This is a genomic window from bacterium (assembly GCA_023382385.1).
Taxonomy (GTDB): Bacteria; Electryoneota; RPQS01; order RPQS01; family RPQS01; genus JABWCQ01.
In genome coordinates this window covers 787,686-806,266 of sequence record JAHDVH010000001.1, presented here as the reverse complement: position 1 = coordinate 806,266, position 18,581 = coordinate 787,686, and the positions used below count along the sequence as shown (strand labels likewise).

Below are 18,581 nucleotides of genomic sequence, written 5' to 3'. Positions count from 1 at the left end.
ACCATGAGCACGCTGTCCAACATTCTTGAGCAAGGTCGCAGGGCACTACAGGTTCAGCAGTTGTCCATGCAGGTCATTGGCCACAATACTTCGAATGCCGGCACTGTTGGCTATTCGCGCCGGAGACTGGAACTTATGACTGCACCGCCCGGGCAGACAGGGCAATGGGGGGTCGGTGCCGGTGTTGATGTTGACAGATTGGCACGAGTGCGTGATTCGCTGCTTGATGCGCAGATCCGTGGAGGCACCAGTGTTTCAGCATACTGGGCAACACGTGATGATCAGCTTGGTCAAGTGGAGGAAGTTTTCAATGCGTTGGGAACTCAAAATCTTGGCGCGCTGCTGGATGGCTTCTGGCAAAGTTGGCACGACCTGGCAAATGATCCTGAGAATATGGCACCACGCTACGCCCTGACTGAGCGAGCCAATGCGCTTGTGAACAGCTTGAAGCGCGTCAGTAGCAACTTGGATTCTCAAGTCGAACAGGTAAACGCACGAATCTCTGCGGGGGCGGAACAGATTAACCAACTTACGTCTGCTATCGCCGAACTCAACGTGCGCATCGCCTCACATGAGATAAGTGGAGAGGAAGCGTCAGACCTACGCGACTCGCGAGATCTTCTGATAGAGCAACTCTCGCGACTAACCAATATCTCCACACACGAGCAGGCTGATGGCACAGTTAACATATACAGCGGCGGGCACATTATCGTTCAACGTGATCTAAGCGTTGCCATAACTGTTGACAGAGTGAGTACAGATCCAAAGCATAAGGTCGTACTTGCTTTGGGGAATTCTCTCGTTGAGTGGAAGCCAACCGGCGGTGAAATGGGAGCGCTCTATGAACAACGTGACGTCGAATTGCCGCGCATCCTCGCCCAGCTTGATCAATTTGCCCGGGACTTCAGCGCCGCGGTTAACACTGTTCACATGAGCGGCTGGGGACTGAACGGCAGCCATGGAATTGAGTTCTTTGTCCCCGGAGTAACAGGTGCTGCTGACCTTCAGATCTCGGCAGCTATACTTGCTGATCCCTCCCGCATTGCCGCTTCGGGAAGTGCGAATTCACCGGGTGACAACTCGATTGCGCTTGCTATTGCGGTGCTCCGCAATAGTACCTCGCCAGCCGGCTATACTTTCGATCAACAGATTCGGAATATATCGCTTGAGGCTGGTAGCCGCCGTGCGTCTGCAAAACAACAGAAGGATGTTGAAGAGGCGGTTCTTGAGAATGCAGTGAACCGGCGATACGCGGTGAGCGGTGTAAGTCTTGATGAGGAGATGGCAAAGTTGATCGAGACACAAAAAGCGTATGAAGCGGCGGCAAAGATCATTCAAACGGTGAATGAAATGATGGAAACAGTCATCAACCTGAAGCAGTAACAATGCGCGTCTCGCTACAGCAGCAACACCACACATTTGTTCGCGACGTCGAGCAGCGCCTTTATAATCTGAATAGAATACAGCAGGAACTCGGTTCTGGTCTGCGCATTTTCCAGCCGTCGGAAGATGTGCCTGCCGCGCAGCATGCGCTACTCTCGCGATCGCAGCTGGCATTAAACAGTCAGTATCAGCGGAACATCGAGAATGGTCAAGGCCTCGTCTCATCCGCTGACGCGAAACTGTCTCAGATTGTCGACCTGATAAATGAGATTGACGCTTTGTCGCTTGCCGCCGATAACGACACGCAGTCGCCGGAGGATCGCACTTTTGCGGCGCAAGAACTCAATCAAAAGCTCGAGAGGCTGATTGAGTATGTAAACTCGAAATTCGGAGATAAGTATCTATTTGGTGGTCATGGAACCCTGACTCCGCCGTTCGAGGTTACTCGGAACGAACAGGGCCTCATAGCCAGTGCAACTCGAGCTGGCGATTCTATATCAGGTCGAATCTATCGCGCCATAGATGAAGGCGAGACTATTGCCGTGAATGTCACTGGGGATCGGCTCTTTCAACCGATCGGACAGGAGAACACAGCTGCAGACTTGTTCTACGTCGTCTCGCAGCTACGGGACACGATTGCGAATAACAATACACCGCCCGAGGGGATGGAAGCTACTCACAGCACGCATGCATTGAGAGCAAGTCTTGAGAGTATTCGCAATAGAGTGATTGAGGAACAAACCTATATCGGATCTTTGGGTCAGCGTCTTACAACAAAACTCGCCGAGCTGCAGCAGTCTCAGATTGACTGGACGAAGCGTCTTGAAAGCTCGCAAGGCTCTGAAATGACAGATCTGGTTAGCCGGCTCTCAGTAGAGGAGGGTGTGTACAATGCCCTTCTCGCAATTCAATCGCGAGTCCTTTCCAAGTCTTTAATTGACTATCTGGGGTAGCCATGTCTAAACGCGCGCTTATTACGGGTATTACAGGTCAAGACGGAAGCTACCTTGCTGAGCTATTGTTGCAGTATGGTTACTCCGTCTATGGCATGGTCAGAAGATCCAGCACGGAGAGCTTCGAACGAATCGAACACATACGTAACCGAATGACGCTCCTGCAAGGCGACCTTTTAGACCCGACGTCGCTGGAAAAGGTGCTTAAGACGTCTGTGCCTCATGAAATTTACAACCTCGCGGCGCAGAGTTTCGTCCCGGCGTCGTGGGAACAGCCGATTCTCACTGGTGAATTCACCGGTTTGGGTGTCGCACGCCTGCTCGAAGCGATGCGTTCGGTCTGCCCCGAAGCACGCCTCTATCAGGCTTCTTCTTCAGAAATGTTTGGAAAAGTTAGAGAAGTGCCACAGCGTGAATCCACTCCTTTTTATCCAAGGAGTCCGTACGGTGCTGCCAAAGCCTACGGTCATTACATCACAATCAATGCTCGAGAATCTTACAATTTGTTTGCGGTTAGTGGGATTCTGTTCAACCATGAATCTCCGCGTAGAGGGTTGGAGTTTGTCACTCGCAAAATTACACGTGCTGCCGCCGCAATCAAGCTCGGATTGATTGACAGTCTTGAGCTTGGAAATCTCGATGCTCGCAGGGACTGGGGGTACGCAGGAGATTACGTGAAGGCAATGTGGCTAATGCTTCAGCAGGACAAACCGGACGACTATGTCATTGCGACTGGGTCGACGCATAGCGTTAAGGATTTTGTCAATGCCGCGTTTGCCGTAGTTGATCTTGCGCCGGAGCGTTTCGTCCGCATACGTGCAGATCTCATAAGACCCGCAGAGGTCGATTTGCTGGTTGGAGACGCCTCGAAGGCAAAGGCAGAGCTGGGCTGGCAGCCTGAGACGAACTTTGCCCAACTGGTTGAGTTGATGGTGAAGGCGGATTACAATCAGTTGCTGAAGACGACAACTGAAAAGAACAGACGCCCGACGCTCAGAGTATTAGACTCGGAAACCCTACAGACTGCATAAACTGCCGTGATGCCGCCGACTTTAAGCATTGAAACTCAACTTAGGCAACTTGCAGCAAATGTACTCGAGCAAGTAATACAGTGTGGCACAGCACAAAAACGCTGGGCGTCTGCTTTCCAAAGTGCGGATAAAAGTGGCATCGATCCTTGGGCAGAGCTTTCGTTAGTCCATGCAAGCTTTCCAGCGGTCTTCCCGATTGAGGGCTGGTACAATTATTTCGCACGCCGTTCCAGCGCACTCCTCCAATCCCGGGAAGTCTCGCTTCTTTCTGCAGAAGAGTATGAGTACTTCAAACGATTGTCCGCACGTTGTGAAGCATTTGCAGGTACTTATATGGTAAAGTGCGATCGTGCGCCCACCCAAGCATGGACACGTTACCGAAAAGCTCTGACGATTGGGGTCGACATACGGCCACTGTCTGTACCCTCCTCGAGAAATCGCGGTATCGGCCGATACCTGATGAATACTATTGAGCAACTCCTTGAACTAAAGTCACAGCACACATTTGTTCTACTCAGCGAGAATGGAGAAGCTGTGGACAAGGAATTGGAGCAGCGCTTTCAATGTGAAAGAGTCGAGTTCCGTCAGTTGGGCAAAGGTTGCGACTTTGATTTGGACGTATTTCTTCTCACAGATCCATGTCCAATGCTGCCCGGGAGGCGCATTGAGAGTCTTCCGATTTCACGTTGCCCTTGGATGTCTATCATATATGATTTCATTCCGCTCGAGTTCCCGGAGCTCTACCTGCTTGGCAATACATCCGTCCTTGATGACTACCTCGCGAACATTCAGAATGTTGGAACGCGATGTACCGCTGTGTTCCCAATTTCCTCGTACGTGGGCATCCAATGCGAGCGTATATTGGGATTCTCCTCAGACTCAATCGTCTCAATCGGGGGAGGAGTCGATCCGATTTTCTGGAACGTTGATAAGGTCAACTATACACCACCTTTCAATGGACGACCATACTTTTTGTACGTTGGCGGTGCCGACGCCCGCAAGAATGTTGCAACACTAGTTGCTTCGTTTGCAGCGGCTACAAAGTGTCTTCCCGCTGATACTCTGCTAATTCTTGCTGGTGAGTTTACCGCCGAGCGTGTGAAACAGCTTCTCGCAAGCTTGAAGCTATCTCAGCTTGAAGAGCAAGTCATTGGCCTCGGCCCGGTCACTGATGAGGACCTCTGTGGTCTCTATGCGCATGCCTGCGCAACGGTTTTCGTATCCTTAAGCGAAGGGCTTGGCCTGCCTGCGCTTGAAGCGATGTCATGCGGATGTCCGGTCATTGCATCAAATGGAACCGCACTTTCTGAGACTGTCGGAAACGCTGCGCTGCTCGTTAATCCTCATAGCAGCACTGAGATTGCGGAAGCGTTGAAGAGCATTTCGCAGAATGGTGCATTACGAAGGGAACTTAGTGACCGAGGGCGCGAGCACTCATCGCATTGGCGTTGGAAGGGTGTCGCATCAACGCTTTTGCAGGGAATCGAAGGACATGTCGCGGAGATTCCTCAAGTTAAGAGACCCAGGACTCCTTTGCGCGTTGCCATGCTGAACCGCACAAATGTGTGGTCAGCACCAGGTGGCGATGGACGAGTGATGGCTCAAATGCGTGATGCCGCAAGTCTTCATGACATCGATATAGTATTTGCAAACACGTATGAGCAGTGTGCTGCGGCGGATGTCATCCATGCTGTCAACGTGACTTTGCCAACGGTTATGCAGTCATCGGTAAGGTTTGCCAGCACACTTAAAAAGCCTCTTGTCGTTACAACACTTTATGAAGATTGGTCACGATATCTTGACATTTCGCATCGAACATTCTCTATGCTCCAACGATATGTCACTGGTAGGGAGCAGCTCGATGCAGTGATTCACAGTATTTCCTTAGCAGTTCCAAATGATCGCGGCCCACGGTTGGACCTGAGTGTATTGGTTGATCACTGTCAGGCCCTTTTGGCTTCTGGAGAAGAGGAGGCAACCCGATTGAAGGGAGACTATCCGGATTTGTCCGAAAGTGTGCAAATAGTTCAGTTTGCTGTGGATCAACCCTTACCAGCGGATCAGAAGTCCATTGCAAGAATGAAACATATGCTTGGTTTTGACCAGTATGTTCTCTGCATCGGACGATTGGAAACACGCAAAAACCAGCTCATGCTGCTGGCCGCTCTGCAGCATGAAGATATCCCGATCGTCTTTGCCACAGGTGGCTATACACCTCAACCGGTTTACCGTGAAGCGGTTCTGCGGTGGAAAAGAAAAGCTCCTGTGAGGTTTATCGAGCGCGTGCCTTGGAACGGGCTGAGCGTGCTCATTCGTGGGGCTTCGCTGCATGCGCTCCCGAGCTTCTATGAACTGCCGGGCCTTGTGCATCTCGAATGCGCACGTGCTGGGATTCCGATAGTTGCCTCGTCTTGGGGAGGCCTTTGTGACTACTTACCGGCAAGCGCATTCCATCACTGCGAGCCCAATGACGCAGCAACAATCCGTGATGCTGTTCACGCTGCACTTCAAGGTTCCGCGTCACCTTTAGCCGCGGAACTAGCGTCTTCCTATAGTCTTGAAAGACTCGCGGAATCTCTTGGCTCCGCGTACGACGCGGCCCTTATCAGAAAACGAACCACATCACATAGTCACACATGTCCGGTGCGGGAGTACCGGAGCAAAGAGGCAACAGGAGTATTGCATGTCACAGCCTAATCGTATCACGGGGAAAGACGTCTCTATCATTATCCCGGTCTTCAATGAATCTGAGTTTACGGCACGCTGCCTCGAAGCGATCTCGATGTCACAGAACAAGGCATCTTACGAAGTAATAGTCATTGACAATGGATCAACAGATGCGACGAAGGAGCTTCTTGCCTCGGTAGAGGGCGATATTACTGTCATTACAAATCGATCGAATGAGGGATTTGCCCGTGCCTGCAATCGTGGAAGCAGATTGGCAACAGGTGAGTATCTGCTTTTCTTGAACAATGATACGCTCGTGTCTGACGCCTATCTTGATCAGATGATTGAGTGTGCTGCCACGCATCCGATGTGTGGGGCAGTCGGTGCAAGGCTCCAATATCCGTCTGGTCGCATTCAGCATGCAGGGATTGCAATTAACAGTGAGGGTATTCCGTATCATATTTTTCAGAATTTTGATGTGAGCCATGAGGCAGTGTCGGAAACGCGGGAGATGATCGCAGTAACGGCAGCATGTATGCTGATAAGACGGGAGACGTTTGCGAGCCTCAACGGATTCGATAGCGACTTTGTGAATGGATTTGAGGACGTTGATTTGTGTCTTCGACTGAGTGAGGCGGGATACAGGAACTACTACTGTGGCGTAACGGGCGTCGTCCACTTTGAGGAGACTTCAAAGGGACGAAAGCAGTTTGACGCTCAGAATCTCGCTTTGCTGCAGCGGAAGTGGAATCACCGACTTCTGCAGGATGATGTGAAATATCTTTCGCAGTACGGATTGACAATCGAGTGGGCGAGTCATGGGGGTACTTATCGAAAGATCGATGTGATCAGTCAGAATAAGGATAGCACTGCCGCTGACGATGTACAGGTATTGCTTGATCTTGCGCAAAAGAAGTATGTTGAAGGACTTCATGAGGATGCAGCTGAGTTGCTGAAGCGAGTCGTTAGCTCGCGTATGAAGCTCGGCAAGGATGATGAGTTTGAATCCTGGCAGTTGCTTGGAAACTGCATGACGCGATTGAACAAGGCTGAGGAGGCTGAGCGGGCATATCTCCGCGCGGCTAATGCAAATCGGAATTCTGAAAGACCGTTTCTTGGTCTTGGGTCCGTCGCCATGCTTCAGGAGAACTGGACTGCAGCACAGTATGGCTTTCTGGCCGCTCTGTCTAAAAAGCCTGACGCTATGCGTGCTGAGTTTGGGTTGGGAGTCAGTATGCTTGCTCGGTCGCAATTTGCGGATGCTCTGCAGCACTTTGTAAGAGTTGTAGATGCCGAACCGGGAAATGCGGAAGCAGTGTTCTATCTTTATAGGTCTGCGATGGAAGCTGGAACGCCGCAAGCCGCGATTGGACCATTGTCGCGCTATCTCGAGAATTATCCTGCAGATGCCGAGTTTTGGTTTCACTTGACGGGTGCGTTATGGAAGAACGGGTCCTTGGATGATGCTGTTGAGGCATGTCAGAAAGTGCTTGAATTGGCACCGGAGCATGCCGATGCGCAGAAGACACTTGAGTATATGACTGCGAACCTGTCGGCTAATGCCTGATATTCTTGTGGTTCAGTGGGCGCGTTTGGGCGACCTGCTTCATACCCGTCCGCTTCTGACTCAGCTAAGGCAATCCAGACTTGAAGCGCGGATCTGGCTTTGCTTTGATGCGAGATATGAGACAATCGTTGCTCGTTTCCCCGAAATTGACGCGATGGCTCCGGTAGATCTCGCAAAGCTCGTTGCCTGTAGCCGAACGGACTTCGGTTTAATTGATTCGATGGACGCCGTTAGGAACTCCTTGGTAAGTGTTCCATCGGTTCACTCTGTCATTAACATTACAAATCACCTCGCGGCGATACACTTTTCCGAGCTTGTTGCCGCAGACTACAGACATGGATACGGATTTCAAGACGACGACTGCCTGATCAGTTCTTTGGTGGAAACTCCCGATGAACTGGTTGGCCAACTAAGACCGGTCCACGTCGCTGATGTGTGGCGACATTTGCTGACAGACCAGGTTGTGAATAAAGCTCTTCATATGAGCGAGCTTCCCTCCACGTGTGAAGAGCGAACAGGTACAGTTATCATAAGTGACGCCGGGTCGCCCGATCGATGCTTCACAGATGAAGCGGTTCGTCGCATGGTTCAGGCATGTCGCGTTAACGGTGAAGAACGCGTAACTCTGGTTGGCGCACTTCGAGCTTCGCAGCCGTTCGAGGATGTGCTCGATCTGCGCGGGCAGACGAACCTTGATTCACTCTACAACACTCTTGCTGGTGCGCGACTGGTCATCGGACCGGATACCGGCGCATTGCATCTGGCTGCGGCTTTGGGTTGCAATACACTTGGGATCTATTTCGGAGGTGCGGATCCCCAACGGACCGGTCAATATAGTCCAAAGTCTACGTGCTACAAGCTAAATGGTGGAGAATCATGGGATCTGGCGGACAGCGCTGGCGAGGCCGTTGCAAAGTGGTCAAACGGTGTTGCACCACCCTGCGTCGGCTCGCTGACACGCTATGTGCCTGACTTTGAAGGTCCGTGGCTGTATTACAAGTCCGTCGTTGACTCAGAAAGATCTACTTTGGCTGGTAGCAGCGAGGTGTCCATTGTCATCACTGAGTGTGGACAGGTGCATTATACGGATGACTTGCTCAAAGACCTGCTCGACAGCGACGGCTCTTTCGAAATCGTCGTGGTTAGCAGTGGACAAAACTCCGCGGATCGTGCCCATGCGCGCTCGCGCGAGGGCGTCAAAATGCATATTGCCGGGCAGCGACTGAGCTTCGCGGAAGCCAATAATATCGGAGCTGCGATGTGTACGAGGGAGTGGTTGCTTTTTCTGAATGACGATTGCCGTATCTCAAAAGCTGCTTTGAAGCAAATCATCGCAGGAAGGGAGTCCGGTAAAATCATCGCGCCACGGCTCATTTATTGGGACGGCACTCTGCAATCGGCGGGCATCACCATAACTGAGCATGGTCTCCGTGAGATTGACTTTGCGAATAACCATGAGATCTCCAGCACAATTAACGCGGTGTGTGCGGCAGTTATGCTTATCAGCAGGCAGCTCTTTGAGAATCTCTCAGGCTTTGACCAGTCGTTCGTGAACGGATATGAGGACGTAGACCTTTGCCTGCGCGCATCATTGCTAGGTGCTACTTGCAGCATCGTCGACGCGGAAGTTGTGCACTTCAGAGGCTCAACTGCAGGCAGATACGATCATGATGAACTGAACCTGAAGCTACTGCATGAACAGTGGCCGCGGACTGCATCTCGAGCCTCAGCTATTAGCGTTGCACCAGGAGATGGCGCACCCATTGTCTTCGTGTCTGATGCGCGATCCGAAGAAGCAGGACCACAGATGCGCTGGATTAGTCCACTGAAGCGCCTTGGCTTACGTGAGAATAGAGACTTCGTTTGGTTGAGCACTCCGAGCACTGTTGGAGTGGAGGCGCTGGAGCTTGTCCACCAGGCCCAAACGATCATCGCATTCAGATCGATAGGCGATTCTGCATTGAGAAGCGAGGTCCTGAAATCGCGGAAACGGCGAACCTGTAAGCTATTGCACGATTGCGATGATCTGCTCGTAAATAGATTTAACGAAAGCTCTGCGCGAGCCAGTAGTCGGTACGATTTTGAACATGGAGTTCGATCCTTGATGGATGCGGCAGATGTGCTCATCGCGCCTGCAAACGGCTTGCATGATATGCATGCCGTCCCAAAGGGAAAACGCTTTGTGCTTCAAACGCTGCCAATGCCAGAACATTTTGTGACCAATGAGCACACCAGAATTGACAACGTGTTTCGAATTGGCTATGCTGGCGGCGCGTCTCACTTACTTGATCTGGCTTTGATTTCGCCAGTGATTGAGACTCTCTTGGAAGATCATGACCATGTGCAATTCTACTGGTGGGGTGCCTATCCGCCCGTTCTTGCAAGGCATCCACAAGTGCGACGAGGCGGAGTGTGGATTCGGAACTATGCAACTCATCTGAGCAGATTGCAGAAGGCACCCATAGACTTATGGATTGTTCCCCTTGCTTCAACGGAGCATAACAGTGTTCGCTCGCCAGTGAGGCTGTTTGAGCACCTGGGCGCAGGGCATATCGCGCTTTTCTCAAAAGTAGTGCCTTACTGTGATGTTCTTGGTGAGTCTGATGACCTTGTGGTCAAGAATACTCTTGAGGCATGGCATGCGGCAATCGTTTCAATGTTCGATTCAAACATACGTGCAAGTGTGAAGGAGTCCGTTGAGCGGACCCGAAGACAGTTGCTTTCGGCATCACAGTGTTTCGAAGACTACAGAGCACTACTTGAAGGAATCTGCGAAACCAGTGTTTCTGTTGCTAATGAAGCCGAGCTATGCGACGCGTAGGACAGTTTGAAGTGTTCGTCGCGAAATCCGGCGTTCCATCCGTTAAGCACATTCCCAGCGGTGTGCTGGTGCACAGCGCATTCGATCCGCTGCGAGAAGCGTCCGAAATCGCGAAGCGGCTGTTGAATGCTCCAGGTGACACCATCATCGTAATTGGCTCCGGACTTGGTTATTTATCGAATGCGCTAAGCGAAGGCGGAAAACATGCACGGTCCGTTGAGGTGTTTCCAGAGTTGGATGTTCTGGCGCGTCAGTGTATCACAGATAGACGAGATCTTCGTGCTGTACGCAATGATAAATCGGTTTCGGAAGGCGCAGGTCAAGTCTACATCGCTCCTTACGTATTAGCGCTTTGTGATCTTCTTTCAGAGGACGCCCGTCAGGGTGTCAATGAGCTGCGTGTTCGTGCAGCTTCGCAATCAAAGTATCGTCCATTGATCGCGGCTAATGAGGCAGTAAATGCGGAACCCTTGGCGACGATTCGGCATCTGAAACTTGGCGAGTGCACCTCGGCGAAGCCCGTTGTCATTGTAGGCGCCGGACCAAGCCTGAATTGGTGTTTACCTGCGATATCCCGATTCCGTTCTGACCTCATTATCGTTGCGGCCAGTGGTGCAGTCCCTAGCCTCTGGAAATCCGCTTTAATACCGGATTGGACGATTGCGCTCGAGGCCCAAGCAACTGTCGCACAAGATCTCGAGTGCCTGCCTGACGGTGCGAGAGTTGTCGTCTTTCCTTGGACAAATCCGGATGTGCTCAGCGCGAAGCGCTGGTCAATTGCCATAGCCGGAACTGACTTTGCACTAAACACGGGCGGCGGGACAACAGCGCTTACGGCAGCGGATTTTGCTGCGAAGATAAGTTGTGGTCACTTGTTTCTTGTAGGGATGGATCTCAGTAATTCGAGTGGTCACTATGCGCTCGGAGCATTAAGAGAAAATGCATCGGGTTTAGCGATCGCGCCTAAGTATGACATTATGCGTGATCGCTTCGATTCATGGCTGATCAGTCTTGCGCCCAGAGTCGTTAATCATGTGTTGCCGGCGGACGGTATCGGATTGATGGGAGCGAGGCACATTATGCCTCACGAGTTCGGCGAGTTGCTTGGAAAGAGCGTGACCGATATCAGAGAGACCGAGTTAGTATGATACGTTTGGCAAAAAACCGATCAAGATCATCTGCAAGTTTGCGAATCGTGCTGCCTACGCCGCTCTACGGCGGTAGCCTTCCCATTGCATACCACGCCGCGGATGCATTCAGAAAGCTTGGCCACACTGTTGAGTTGATGGCCCTCGATAATCACTATGCTCTCTATGCTCTGTGCGGAGAAGAAGCGCGTGATACGGCTACTCGCAGGTCCTTGCAAGGTGCCGTCGCGACACTACTCGCGGAGCTTGCTGTGGTGACAGCTGTAAACCGAAAGGCAGACTTGGTGTGGTACACTGCTCAGTCACCTGTCACGGCAGCGAGCTTGAGGAAGTTGCGCGAGGCGGGTATAAGGACGGCCTTTTGGTTTGTTGAAGACATACAGCGTTTTAACTACTGGGAACATCTGGCCTCAGAGTTTGATTACTTCTTCACGATCCAAGACGGTGAGGCAGAAAGAGTGATAGAGGCGTCAGGTGCACGCGTCGTAAGATATTTGCCATCTGCGGCTAACCCCGAAGTGCACCGGGTTGTTCGAGTGACAGAGGCGGAGAGGCGTCGCTTTGGTTCGCGCTATTCGTTCGTCGGTGCTGGTTATCCAAATCGTGTTGCACTGTTCGATCAGTTGGATGACAAGGATTTCAAGATCTGGGGCAACGATTGGCCAAAGGACTGGCAGGGCAAAGTTCAGGAAGGCGGTAGGCGCGTGACGCCAGAGGAGACTTGTCTCATCTATAACTCGACAGAGGTGAACATTAATCTTCACAGCAGCGTCTCGGGCACAATTCTCGAGCGGGGCGATTTTGTAAATCCTCGAACCTTTGAGATTGCGGCATGCGGTGCGTTTCAGATTGTCAATACTCAAGCTCCGCTGGGCAGACACTTTGAACTCGGAAAGGAGCTGATCGCGGTGGATTCCATTAAGGAGCTGCGCGACGCGATGCATTTCTACGCCGTTCACCCGGCCGCACGGTCCGAAATTGCGACTGCCGGCATGCGCAGGGTTTTGGCGGAACACACCTATGTCCATAGAATGTCAGACGCGCTGACTTGCATGGGTCTTGGTAGCTCAGCACTGAGTCAGAGAATCTCTCATCCGACAATTGCTGATCTAAAAGCAGTGGCCCTGGGTGATCGGGAAATGCTTACCTTTCTGTCGCAGTTCAAAGACGAAAGCCCGGCGCGCTTGGACGATTTAACTGCCAAAATTCCGGCAGGTACTCGGAACCTTACCCGACCTGAATTGCTACTGCTGTTGATGCGTGAATTCCGGCGCTGGGGAATCGAAAAGCAAGCCATCGAGTGATGTCTAAAGTCCTTCTAATCGCGATAACTCGCCTCGGTGACCTGATACAAGCGGAACCCGTGTCTCGTGCGCTCAAAAGAAGCGGGCGAGCGAATCATGTGACGGTGCTGGTCGAAGAGAGCTTCCTGTCCGTCGCAGAATCACTTGACGGCGTCGATGAGATCATGCCGATCAGATTCGCGCGAGTTCTCGGCACTCTGAGTTCCTCAAATCGACAGCTGCCATTGACAGAGTATGCGGTCCTGGAAAAGTTCTTGTCTAAAGAGAGCTACGAAGAGGTCTGGAATCTGACGCATACACGCCCCGCTATGGTGCTTTCGTCACTTGCGATGGGTCAGCGGAAGCACGGGGTAATGCTTGACGCTACTGGATTGCAAATTGTTCAGAATGACTGGTTGACCTATTTCTTCGCTTCGAATCTTGCACGTCCATGGTGTGCCCACAATTTGGTCGACATTTATGTCAATGCTGTTAACGGTCAGACTCCATTCGATGCGCGCATTCCTCGTTTGCGAGGAGTCAGCAACCGCGCTCGTCCGCTGCCAGAGCACTTGAACAATTGTGATGTGCTGCTGCACCCGGGTGCCTCCCAGACCGATAAACAATGGCCGATTGATCGATTCGTTGAAGTTGCAAAGTGGCTTGTCGAACGTGGCGCAAATGTCACACTGATAGGTGGTAAGCGGGAAAAGTCACTGGTCAGTCACTTTTGCTTGGGAGGACGACTGAAATCGTCTGTTGGTGTGACGTCTTTTCGTGAACTAGTCGAGTTATGCTCTAGCGCTGCTCTGCTGATTTCGGGCGATTCAGGTCCGGTACACGTTGCTGCAGCATGTGGTCTGCCTGTTCTTGCTCTGGAGGGAGGTAGCGCGCACGCGTTTGAAACTGCCCCTTACAACACCAATTGCTTCGTTATTCAGCCTCATCTGTCAGATTTGCTAAGTGCGACTCCGGACAAGTACCGTTGCTCTGCACCACCGGACCGTATTGAAAGCTCTACAGTTCTAAGCACTTTGCAATTCATGATCGGTGAAACACGCGAACCCATAGCAAATGAGCCAGTTGGCGTTTATCGCACAGCTATGGATCCGGAAACTCGAGGAATTGCATTATTCAAAGTATCCGGTCAGCAAAATGACTACGAACGGTTGATCCAAGGCCTGAAACTATTCTGGTGTCACGCACTTTCGTGTGATACGCCGACGCTAAGTGTTCCTGATCAATCGCGCCTCGGCCTTGAGTTGAGCCGTTGTTGCAAGCTGACGAGATCAATTGAGCGCGCTTCAGGTGATATGACGTGCCTGTCAGCGCTTGCATCAGAACTTAGTGCCGCTGAGGAGATGTTGGCAACGGATCTAAGCAAGAGGCCGCAGCTTCATCATTTGCAAGCGTTCCTTCAGATCAGCCGGGCAAGCGTCACGGCAGAGTCACTTGAGGAGCAGGCGAGCGCTCTTTCTGACCTCTACGGCAGACTGCGAAAGTCAGCTCACTACTTGGATTCGGACGCAGAGCGATACTCATCATCGGAAATGTCAAACAAACATACAAAGGCACTCACATGAAGATCTATCTGAATGGTCATGCCCTTGCTCGCGAGGCGGATGGACCTATGGAGATAGGGCAAGTCCTGAGCGAGCTTCAGGCAGAAATTCGAGAAGGCGGAAAAGTCATGCTGAACGCGGCTATCGATAATGTCCCGATCGAATACGGCTTTCGTCGCCGCAGACAGCTGGCGACTCCGGTAAACAAGGTCGAAAGACTTGATCTGGTCATCCAAGAGCGTGAAGCAGTCGCTGAGCAAATCTTGAACGATTCGTTACAAGTTCTTTGCGATGTTCAGAAGGAAGTCGGGCCACTTTCCACAAGTTTTCGTATGGGAGATGAGTATGACTCGAATCAGACCCTTGCCGATGTGCTGGAGCGCCTGAAACTGTCGTTGAATGGTGCGGCTCTGGTACTGCAACGAAGTGGAACTGACCCGGCCGTCTTTTCGCAGCTCAATGCGACTGGACAACGGCTGATGCCTGTTGTGGATCGTATTCTCGCGGCTCAGGCTGCCGGCAACTACGTCGCCTTGGCGGACGAATTGGAGTACGAAATGCCTGCCGTGTTGCGGGAATGCTATATCACATTGCTTGATCTGTCTCAAACAGTCCAGAATAGATCCGTTTCATAGATGAATCCGGAAAATTAAAGTTCAACGGCACGTATTCCGATAATCAGAGTGAAAGGAATCTGATCCATCTGGAGTACTTGACATGAAATCTGAAGAAATGATCGCACTACCAAGAGCACGCTCGTCAAAAGGTCCAAAACTGTTCTCAATCGGACAAGTTCACGCCATTACAGGGATACCCAAACCGACCATTCGGTATTGGGAAAAGGAGTTCGAGGACTATCTTGAACCTCTGCGCACGACCGGCAATCAGCGCCGCTACGACGAGAAGTCGATAGCCGATCTTGAGAAGATCAACTACCTCGTCAAAGTTCAAGGGTATACTTTGGACGGCGCGAAGCGCAAGCTTGAGATGCTGCGCAAAAGCGACATCGAGAGACCGCAGAGTAATGACCCGATTGCGGAATTGGCCCGCGCAATGTCGGATTATCTTTTGAAGAAGTCGTCCCGCGATTAGCGGGTAAGTCCTAACATCACGGGAGAAACATGAGCACAAGAATTAATCACAATCTGCTGTCCCTTGGAGCACAGCGATCAGTCTGGATGGCCCAAAACGACCTCGACTCGGCCGTCCAACGCTTGTCGAGCGGTTTGCGCATCAACTATGCGTGGGACGATCCTACCGGATTGGGCATCAGCGAGCGGCTACGCGCGTCGATTTCAGGTATGGTGGAAGCAGAGAAGAATGCCAGCTACAACATTAATATGCTGCAAACCGCTGAAGGTGCCCTTGCGGTAATTGATGAAAAGCTGGTGCGGATGCGTGCCATCGCCGTGCAGGCTGCCAATGGGATCCTTACGACTCTTGACCGACAGGTCGCCAATGTGGAGTTTCAACAGCTCAAGAGCGAGATGGATCGCATTGCACGTACCGCAAATTACAACGGCTTCTATCTGCTTGATGGTTCGCGCCAAGCGTCATCGATGAACACCGATCCAACACTCGCTTTGGGTTACAATGCCGTCTCGACCGCGGCTGAGGCTAACTCCATCAAGTTCCACATCGGCGAAAACAACGAGATCGGCAGAGACTTCTACTACATTAACATCGCGGGAATGACCGCAGGCGATCTTGGTGTGGACGCGTTGGACGTCTCCAATACTGCGTCTGCACAGAGCGCCATTGAGACGCTTATCGCAGCCATTAACTCCAAGGATACGACGCGCACCTTCCTCGGTTCTATGGTGTCACGCCTCCAGAATACAATTCTGAATCTGAAGATCGCGCGCGAGAACGCTACGGCATCGGAGTCACAAATCCGTGATGCCGATTTTGCCGAGGAAATGTCGAACTTTACGCGTGCCCAAATCCTGATGCAGACTGGTGTTTCCATGCTTGGTCAGGCCAATCAGATTCCGAACATCGTCGCCCAACTGGTCGGCTAACAATCCATGACCAGAGTTGCAAAGCACCTGCACGCTGATGACAGCGGTAATCACGGAGATCTGCCTGAACAGCTCAGGCGGATCTCCGCCGCTCTGTGGGAGGCGGCGATGCGACGTGATTTTGAGTCCATGAATACGTTCCTTCTGGATCGCGACTTCCTTCTGGAAAAGCTTGTACCCAGTGAAAGTCTGTCTGACCAGCATCGTCGCGAGTTATTGGCCGTTCAAGCCGCAGATCGCTATTTGATCAGACAGCTTTCCTCTGAGATCGCATTGCTGGAGACCAGATTGAAGGCTATCGATGCACGACGTGCGGCAGCTCGAGGGTATAGGCCAAACGCGAAGACTCAGCTTCGCATTTCGAAGGCGGTGTAACGTGTGCGGGTCGGTTGCGTTCTTGTCCCCGGCCGCTGATGCTTCCACAGTGCTGAAGCGTGCACTGGAGTTGCTCGAGTTTCGTGGTCCGGACACGCAGAGCTTTGCGCTTATTGAGAATGGTGGAATCGGTCATTGTCGTTTGATTTTGCGCGATGCGACTGGTGGTAGCCAGCCCCGCGAACTTCGAGACGGACGAAAACTGGCATTTGTCGGGGAACTATATAATGATGGCTTCCTGCGATCCCTGCTCGAAGTCAGAGGCTCTTACAGTTCCTCGCGAAGTGACACTGAAGTATTGGCCAAAGCTATCGAACTCTGGGGCGATGACGTGTGGTACAAGCTTGACGGGATGTTTGCGGTGACTCTGGTTTCCCGAGATAATCGCTCTCTTCAGCTTGTACGGGACAGTTTTGGAATAAAACCGCTTTTTTACTCGGTTGGCGACCACGGAGCTGCTGCTGCGTCAGAGCCTGCAGCACTTCGCAGCATGTTTGCCAGCCATGCGGCATCGGCGACCGGGGTGACCCACTACTTGCTCACCTCTCAAGTTATTCATCACAACAAGACGGTCTGGCAGGCAATTGATGCGGTTCCTCCCGGTCACTCCGTGACTTTGTCAGATCAGAGTGTAGTTGCGGTATCGTGGCGAAACGAGAACTCAGAGAAGTTGACATCTGTTGACCAGTCGGAAGCTGCGACAAGGCTGCGCTATCTTCTGAGCGAAGCGGTCTATCGACAACGTCAGGCTGATTTTCCCCTTGGTGTCTTCCTCTCTGGTGGTTTGGACAGTTCGTTGATTGCCGCGTTGCTGGCTGAACACCAGACTGAACCACTTCAAACTTTTGCCATTGCTTTGCAAGGCGACTCGGAAGACCTTGATTTTGCCGATCGCATGGCAGTACACATCTCCGCAAATCACGTGGGCGTCGAAGCTACCCCGCAGGAGTTCTTCTCAGCAATGCGCGACCTCACAGAGAGACGCGCGCTGCCGGTTTCGCTTCCAAACGAAGTCTTGATTCACTTGCTCGCGAGGGTTGCCGCACGAAGTGTTAAAGCCGTTCTCTGTGGTGAAGGGGCGGATGAGCTCTTTGGTGGTTACCACCGCCTGCATGCAAAGTTGAGGAGCGTCAATAATGAGCGCGCAGCCCTAATAGATGCCTATCGATCTGCGACGGCTTGGTTCAGCCGAGAAGACTTGCAGGTCGCCCTGCGACTCCCCGTCAGTGTGAGCGCCTGGCAGGAAGCTGATCAGGTGTACCTCTCTGCTATGCTCGAGCATAGCATCGGTGCTGATCAAGTTCAATCGCTTCTCCTATATGATCACTTCCCGCATTTGCTCCTGAGGCTCGATGGAGCAACGATGGCGGCATCGCTTGAAGGCCGTGTTCCGTTCACTGATCCTGACGTCGTGCAATTTGCAAGAAACCTGCCGTCCGAGCTGCTGAAGCCGGTCTACGGACTTGAGAAGGCACTGCTTCGCAAAGCCGGTCAGGGTCTCTTGCCCGAAGCGATTCTCAGTCGTCCCAAGCGCGCCTTCAACGCCTCCCTCGCAATTTTATTTGCTAGCGAGGAGGGTCAAGCTGAGTTAAATCGCGCTTTAGGACAACCGTTCATTGCTAATCTTTTTCATCAAGAAAAGCTTGAGCGGATTCTTATTGAAGACTCCAGAAGTCAAGTCTTTCACCGTACTTGGCTGATTTGCTCTTTGGGTATGTGGTCAGACGTGTGCGGGGTCAGCGAGATTTGCTGACCCTAACCCCTTGTGCA

Annotated in this window: 14 protein-coding genes; all 14 read left to right on the top strand. The window is 52.1% G+C overall.

All coding sequences use genetic code 11. The annotated features are described in order from the left end of the window. The first annotated feature begins 3 nt into the window (after positions 1-3). On the top strand, positions 4-1,383 hold the full coding sequence (gene flgK, locus KJZ99_03610) for a flagellar hook-associated protein FlgK (protein ID MCL4304973.1): 1,380 nt from the start codon (positions 4-6) through the stop codon (positions 1,381-1,383). 2 nt (positions 1,384-1,385) lie between these two features. Continuing rightward, a complete protein-coding gene (gene flgL / locus KJZ99_03605; protein ID MCL4304972.1) occupies positions 1,386-2,336 on the top strand; it encodes a flagellar hook-associated protein FlgL in 951 nt (316 codons plus the stop codon). 2 nt (positions 2,337-2,338) lie between these two features. After that, positions 2,339-3,367, top strand: a complete 1,029-nt coding sequence (gene gmd, locus KJZ99_03600) for a GDP-mannose 4,6-dehydratase (GenBank protein MCL4304971.1) — start codon at positions 2,339-2,341, stop codon at positions 3,365-3,367. 459 nt (positions 3,368-3,826) lie between these two features. After that, complete coding sequence (locus KJZ99_03595; protein ID MCL4304970.1) at positions 3,827-6,064, top strand: glycosyltransferase; 2,238 nt, start codon at positions 3,827-3,829, stop codon at positions 6,062-6,064. After that, entirely contained in the window at positions 6,051-7,601 is a 1,551-nt protein-coding gene (locus KJZ99_03590; protein ID MCL4304969.1) for a glycosyltransferase, read from the top strand. The genes KJZ99_03595 and KJZ99_03590 overlap by 14 nt, the downstream gene beginning before the upstream one ends. Then, positions 7,594-10,422 (top strand): glycosyltransferase, encoded by a 2,829-nt coding sequence (locus KJZ99_03585; protein MCL4304968.1) that lies wholly within the window; start codon positions 7,594-7,596, stop codon positions 10,420-10,422. Before KJZ99_03590 ends, KJZ99_03585 begins: the two co-directional genes overlap by 8 nt. Further along, the gene (locus KJZ99_03580) at positions 10,410-11,570 is read left to right on the top strand and encodes a DUF115 domain-containing protein (protein MCL4304967.1); all 1,161 of its coding nucleotides are present in this window, start codon (positions 10,410-10,412) and stop codon (positions 11,568-11,570) included. Before KJZ99_03585 ends, KJZ99_03580 begins: the two co-directional genes overlap by 13 nt. After that, a complete protein-coding gene (locus KJZ99_03575) occupies positions 11,567-12,874 on the top strand; it encodes a glycosyltransferase (protein ID MCL4304966.1) in 1,308 nt (435 codons plus the stop codon). The genes KJZ99_03580 and KJZ99_03575 overlap by 4 nt, the downstream gene beginning before the upstream one ends. Next, entirely contained in the window at positions 12,874-14,436 is a 1,563-nt protein-coding gene (locus tag KJZ99_03570; protein ID MCL4304965.1) for a glycosyltransferase family 9 protein, read from the top strand. Before KJZ99_03575 ends, KJZ99_03570 begins: the two co-directional genes overlap by 1 nt. Continuing rightward, on the top strand, positions 14,433-15,050 hold the full coding sequence (locus KJZ99_03565) for a hypothetical protein (protein MCL4304964.1): 618 nt from the start codon (positions 14,433-14,435) through the stop codon (positions 15,048-15,050). Before KJZ99_03570 ends, KJZ99_03565 begins: the two co-directional genes overlap by 4 nt. A gap of 82 nt (positions 15,051-15,132) precedes the next feature. Further along, positions 15,133-15,507, top strand: a complete 375-nt coding sequence (locus KJZ99_03560; protein ID MCL4304963.1) for a MerR family transcriptional regulator — start codon at positions 15,133-15,135, stop codon at positions 15,505-15,507. Between the two features lie 29 nt (positions 15,508-15,536). After that, complete coding sequence (locus tag KJZ99_03555; GenBank protein ID MCL4304962.1) at positions 15,537-16,436, top strand: flagellin; 900 nt, start codon at positions 15,537-15,539, stop codon at positions 16,434-16,436. 6 nt (positions 16,437-16,442) lie between these two features. After that, complete coding sequence (locus tag KJZ99_03550; protein ID MCL4304961.1) at positions 16,443-16,811, top strand: hypothetical protein; 369 nt, start codon at positions 16,443-16,445, stop codon at positions 16,809-16,811. Positions 16,812-16,833: 22 nt separating this feature from the next. Beyond that, positions 16,834-18,564: an asparagine synthase (glutamine-hydrolyzing) gene (asnB, locus tag KJZ99_03545; protein MCL4304960.1), complete on the top strand. Its 1,731-nt coding sequence runs from the start codon at positions 16,834-16,836 to the stop codon at positions 18,562-18,564. Positions 18,565-18,581: the final 17 nt, after the last annotated feature.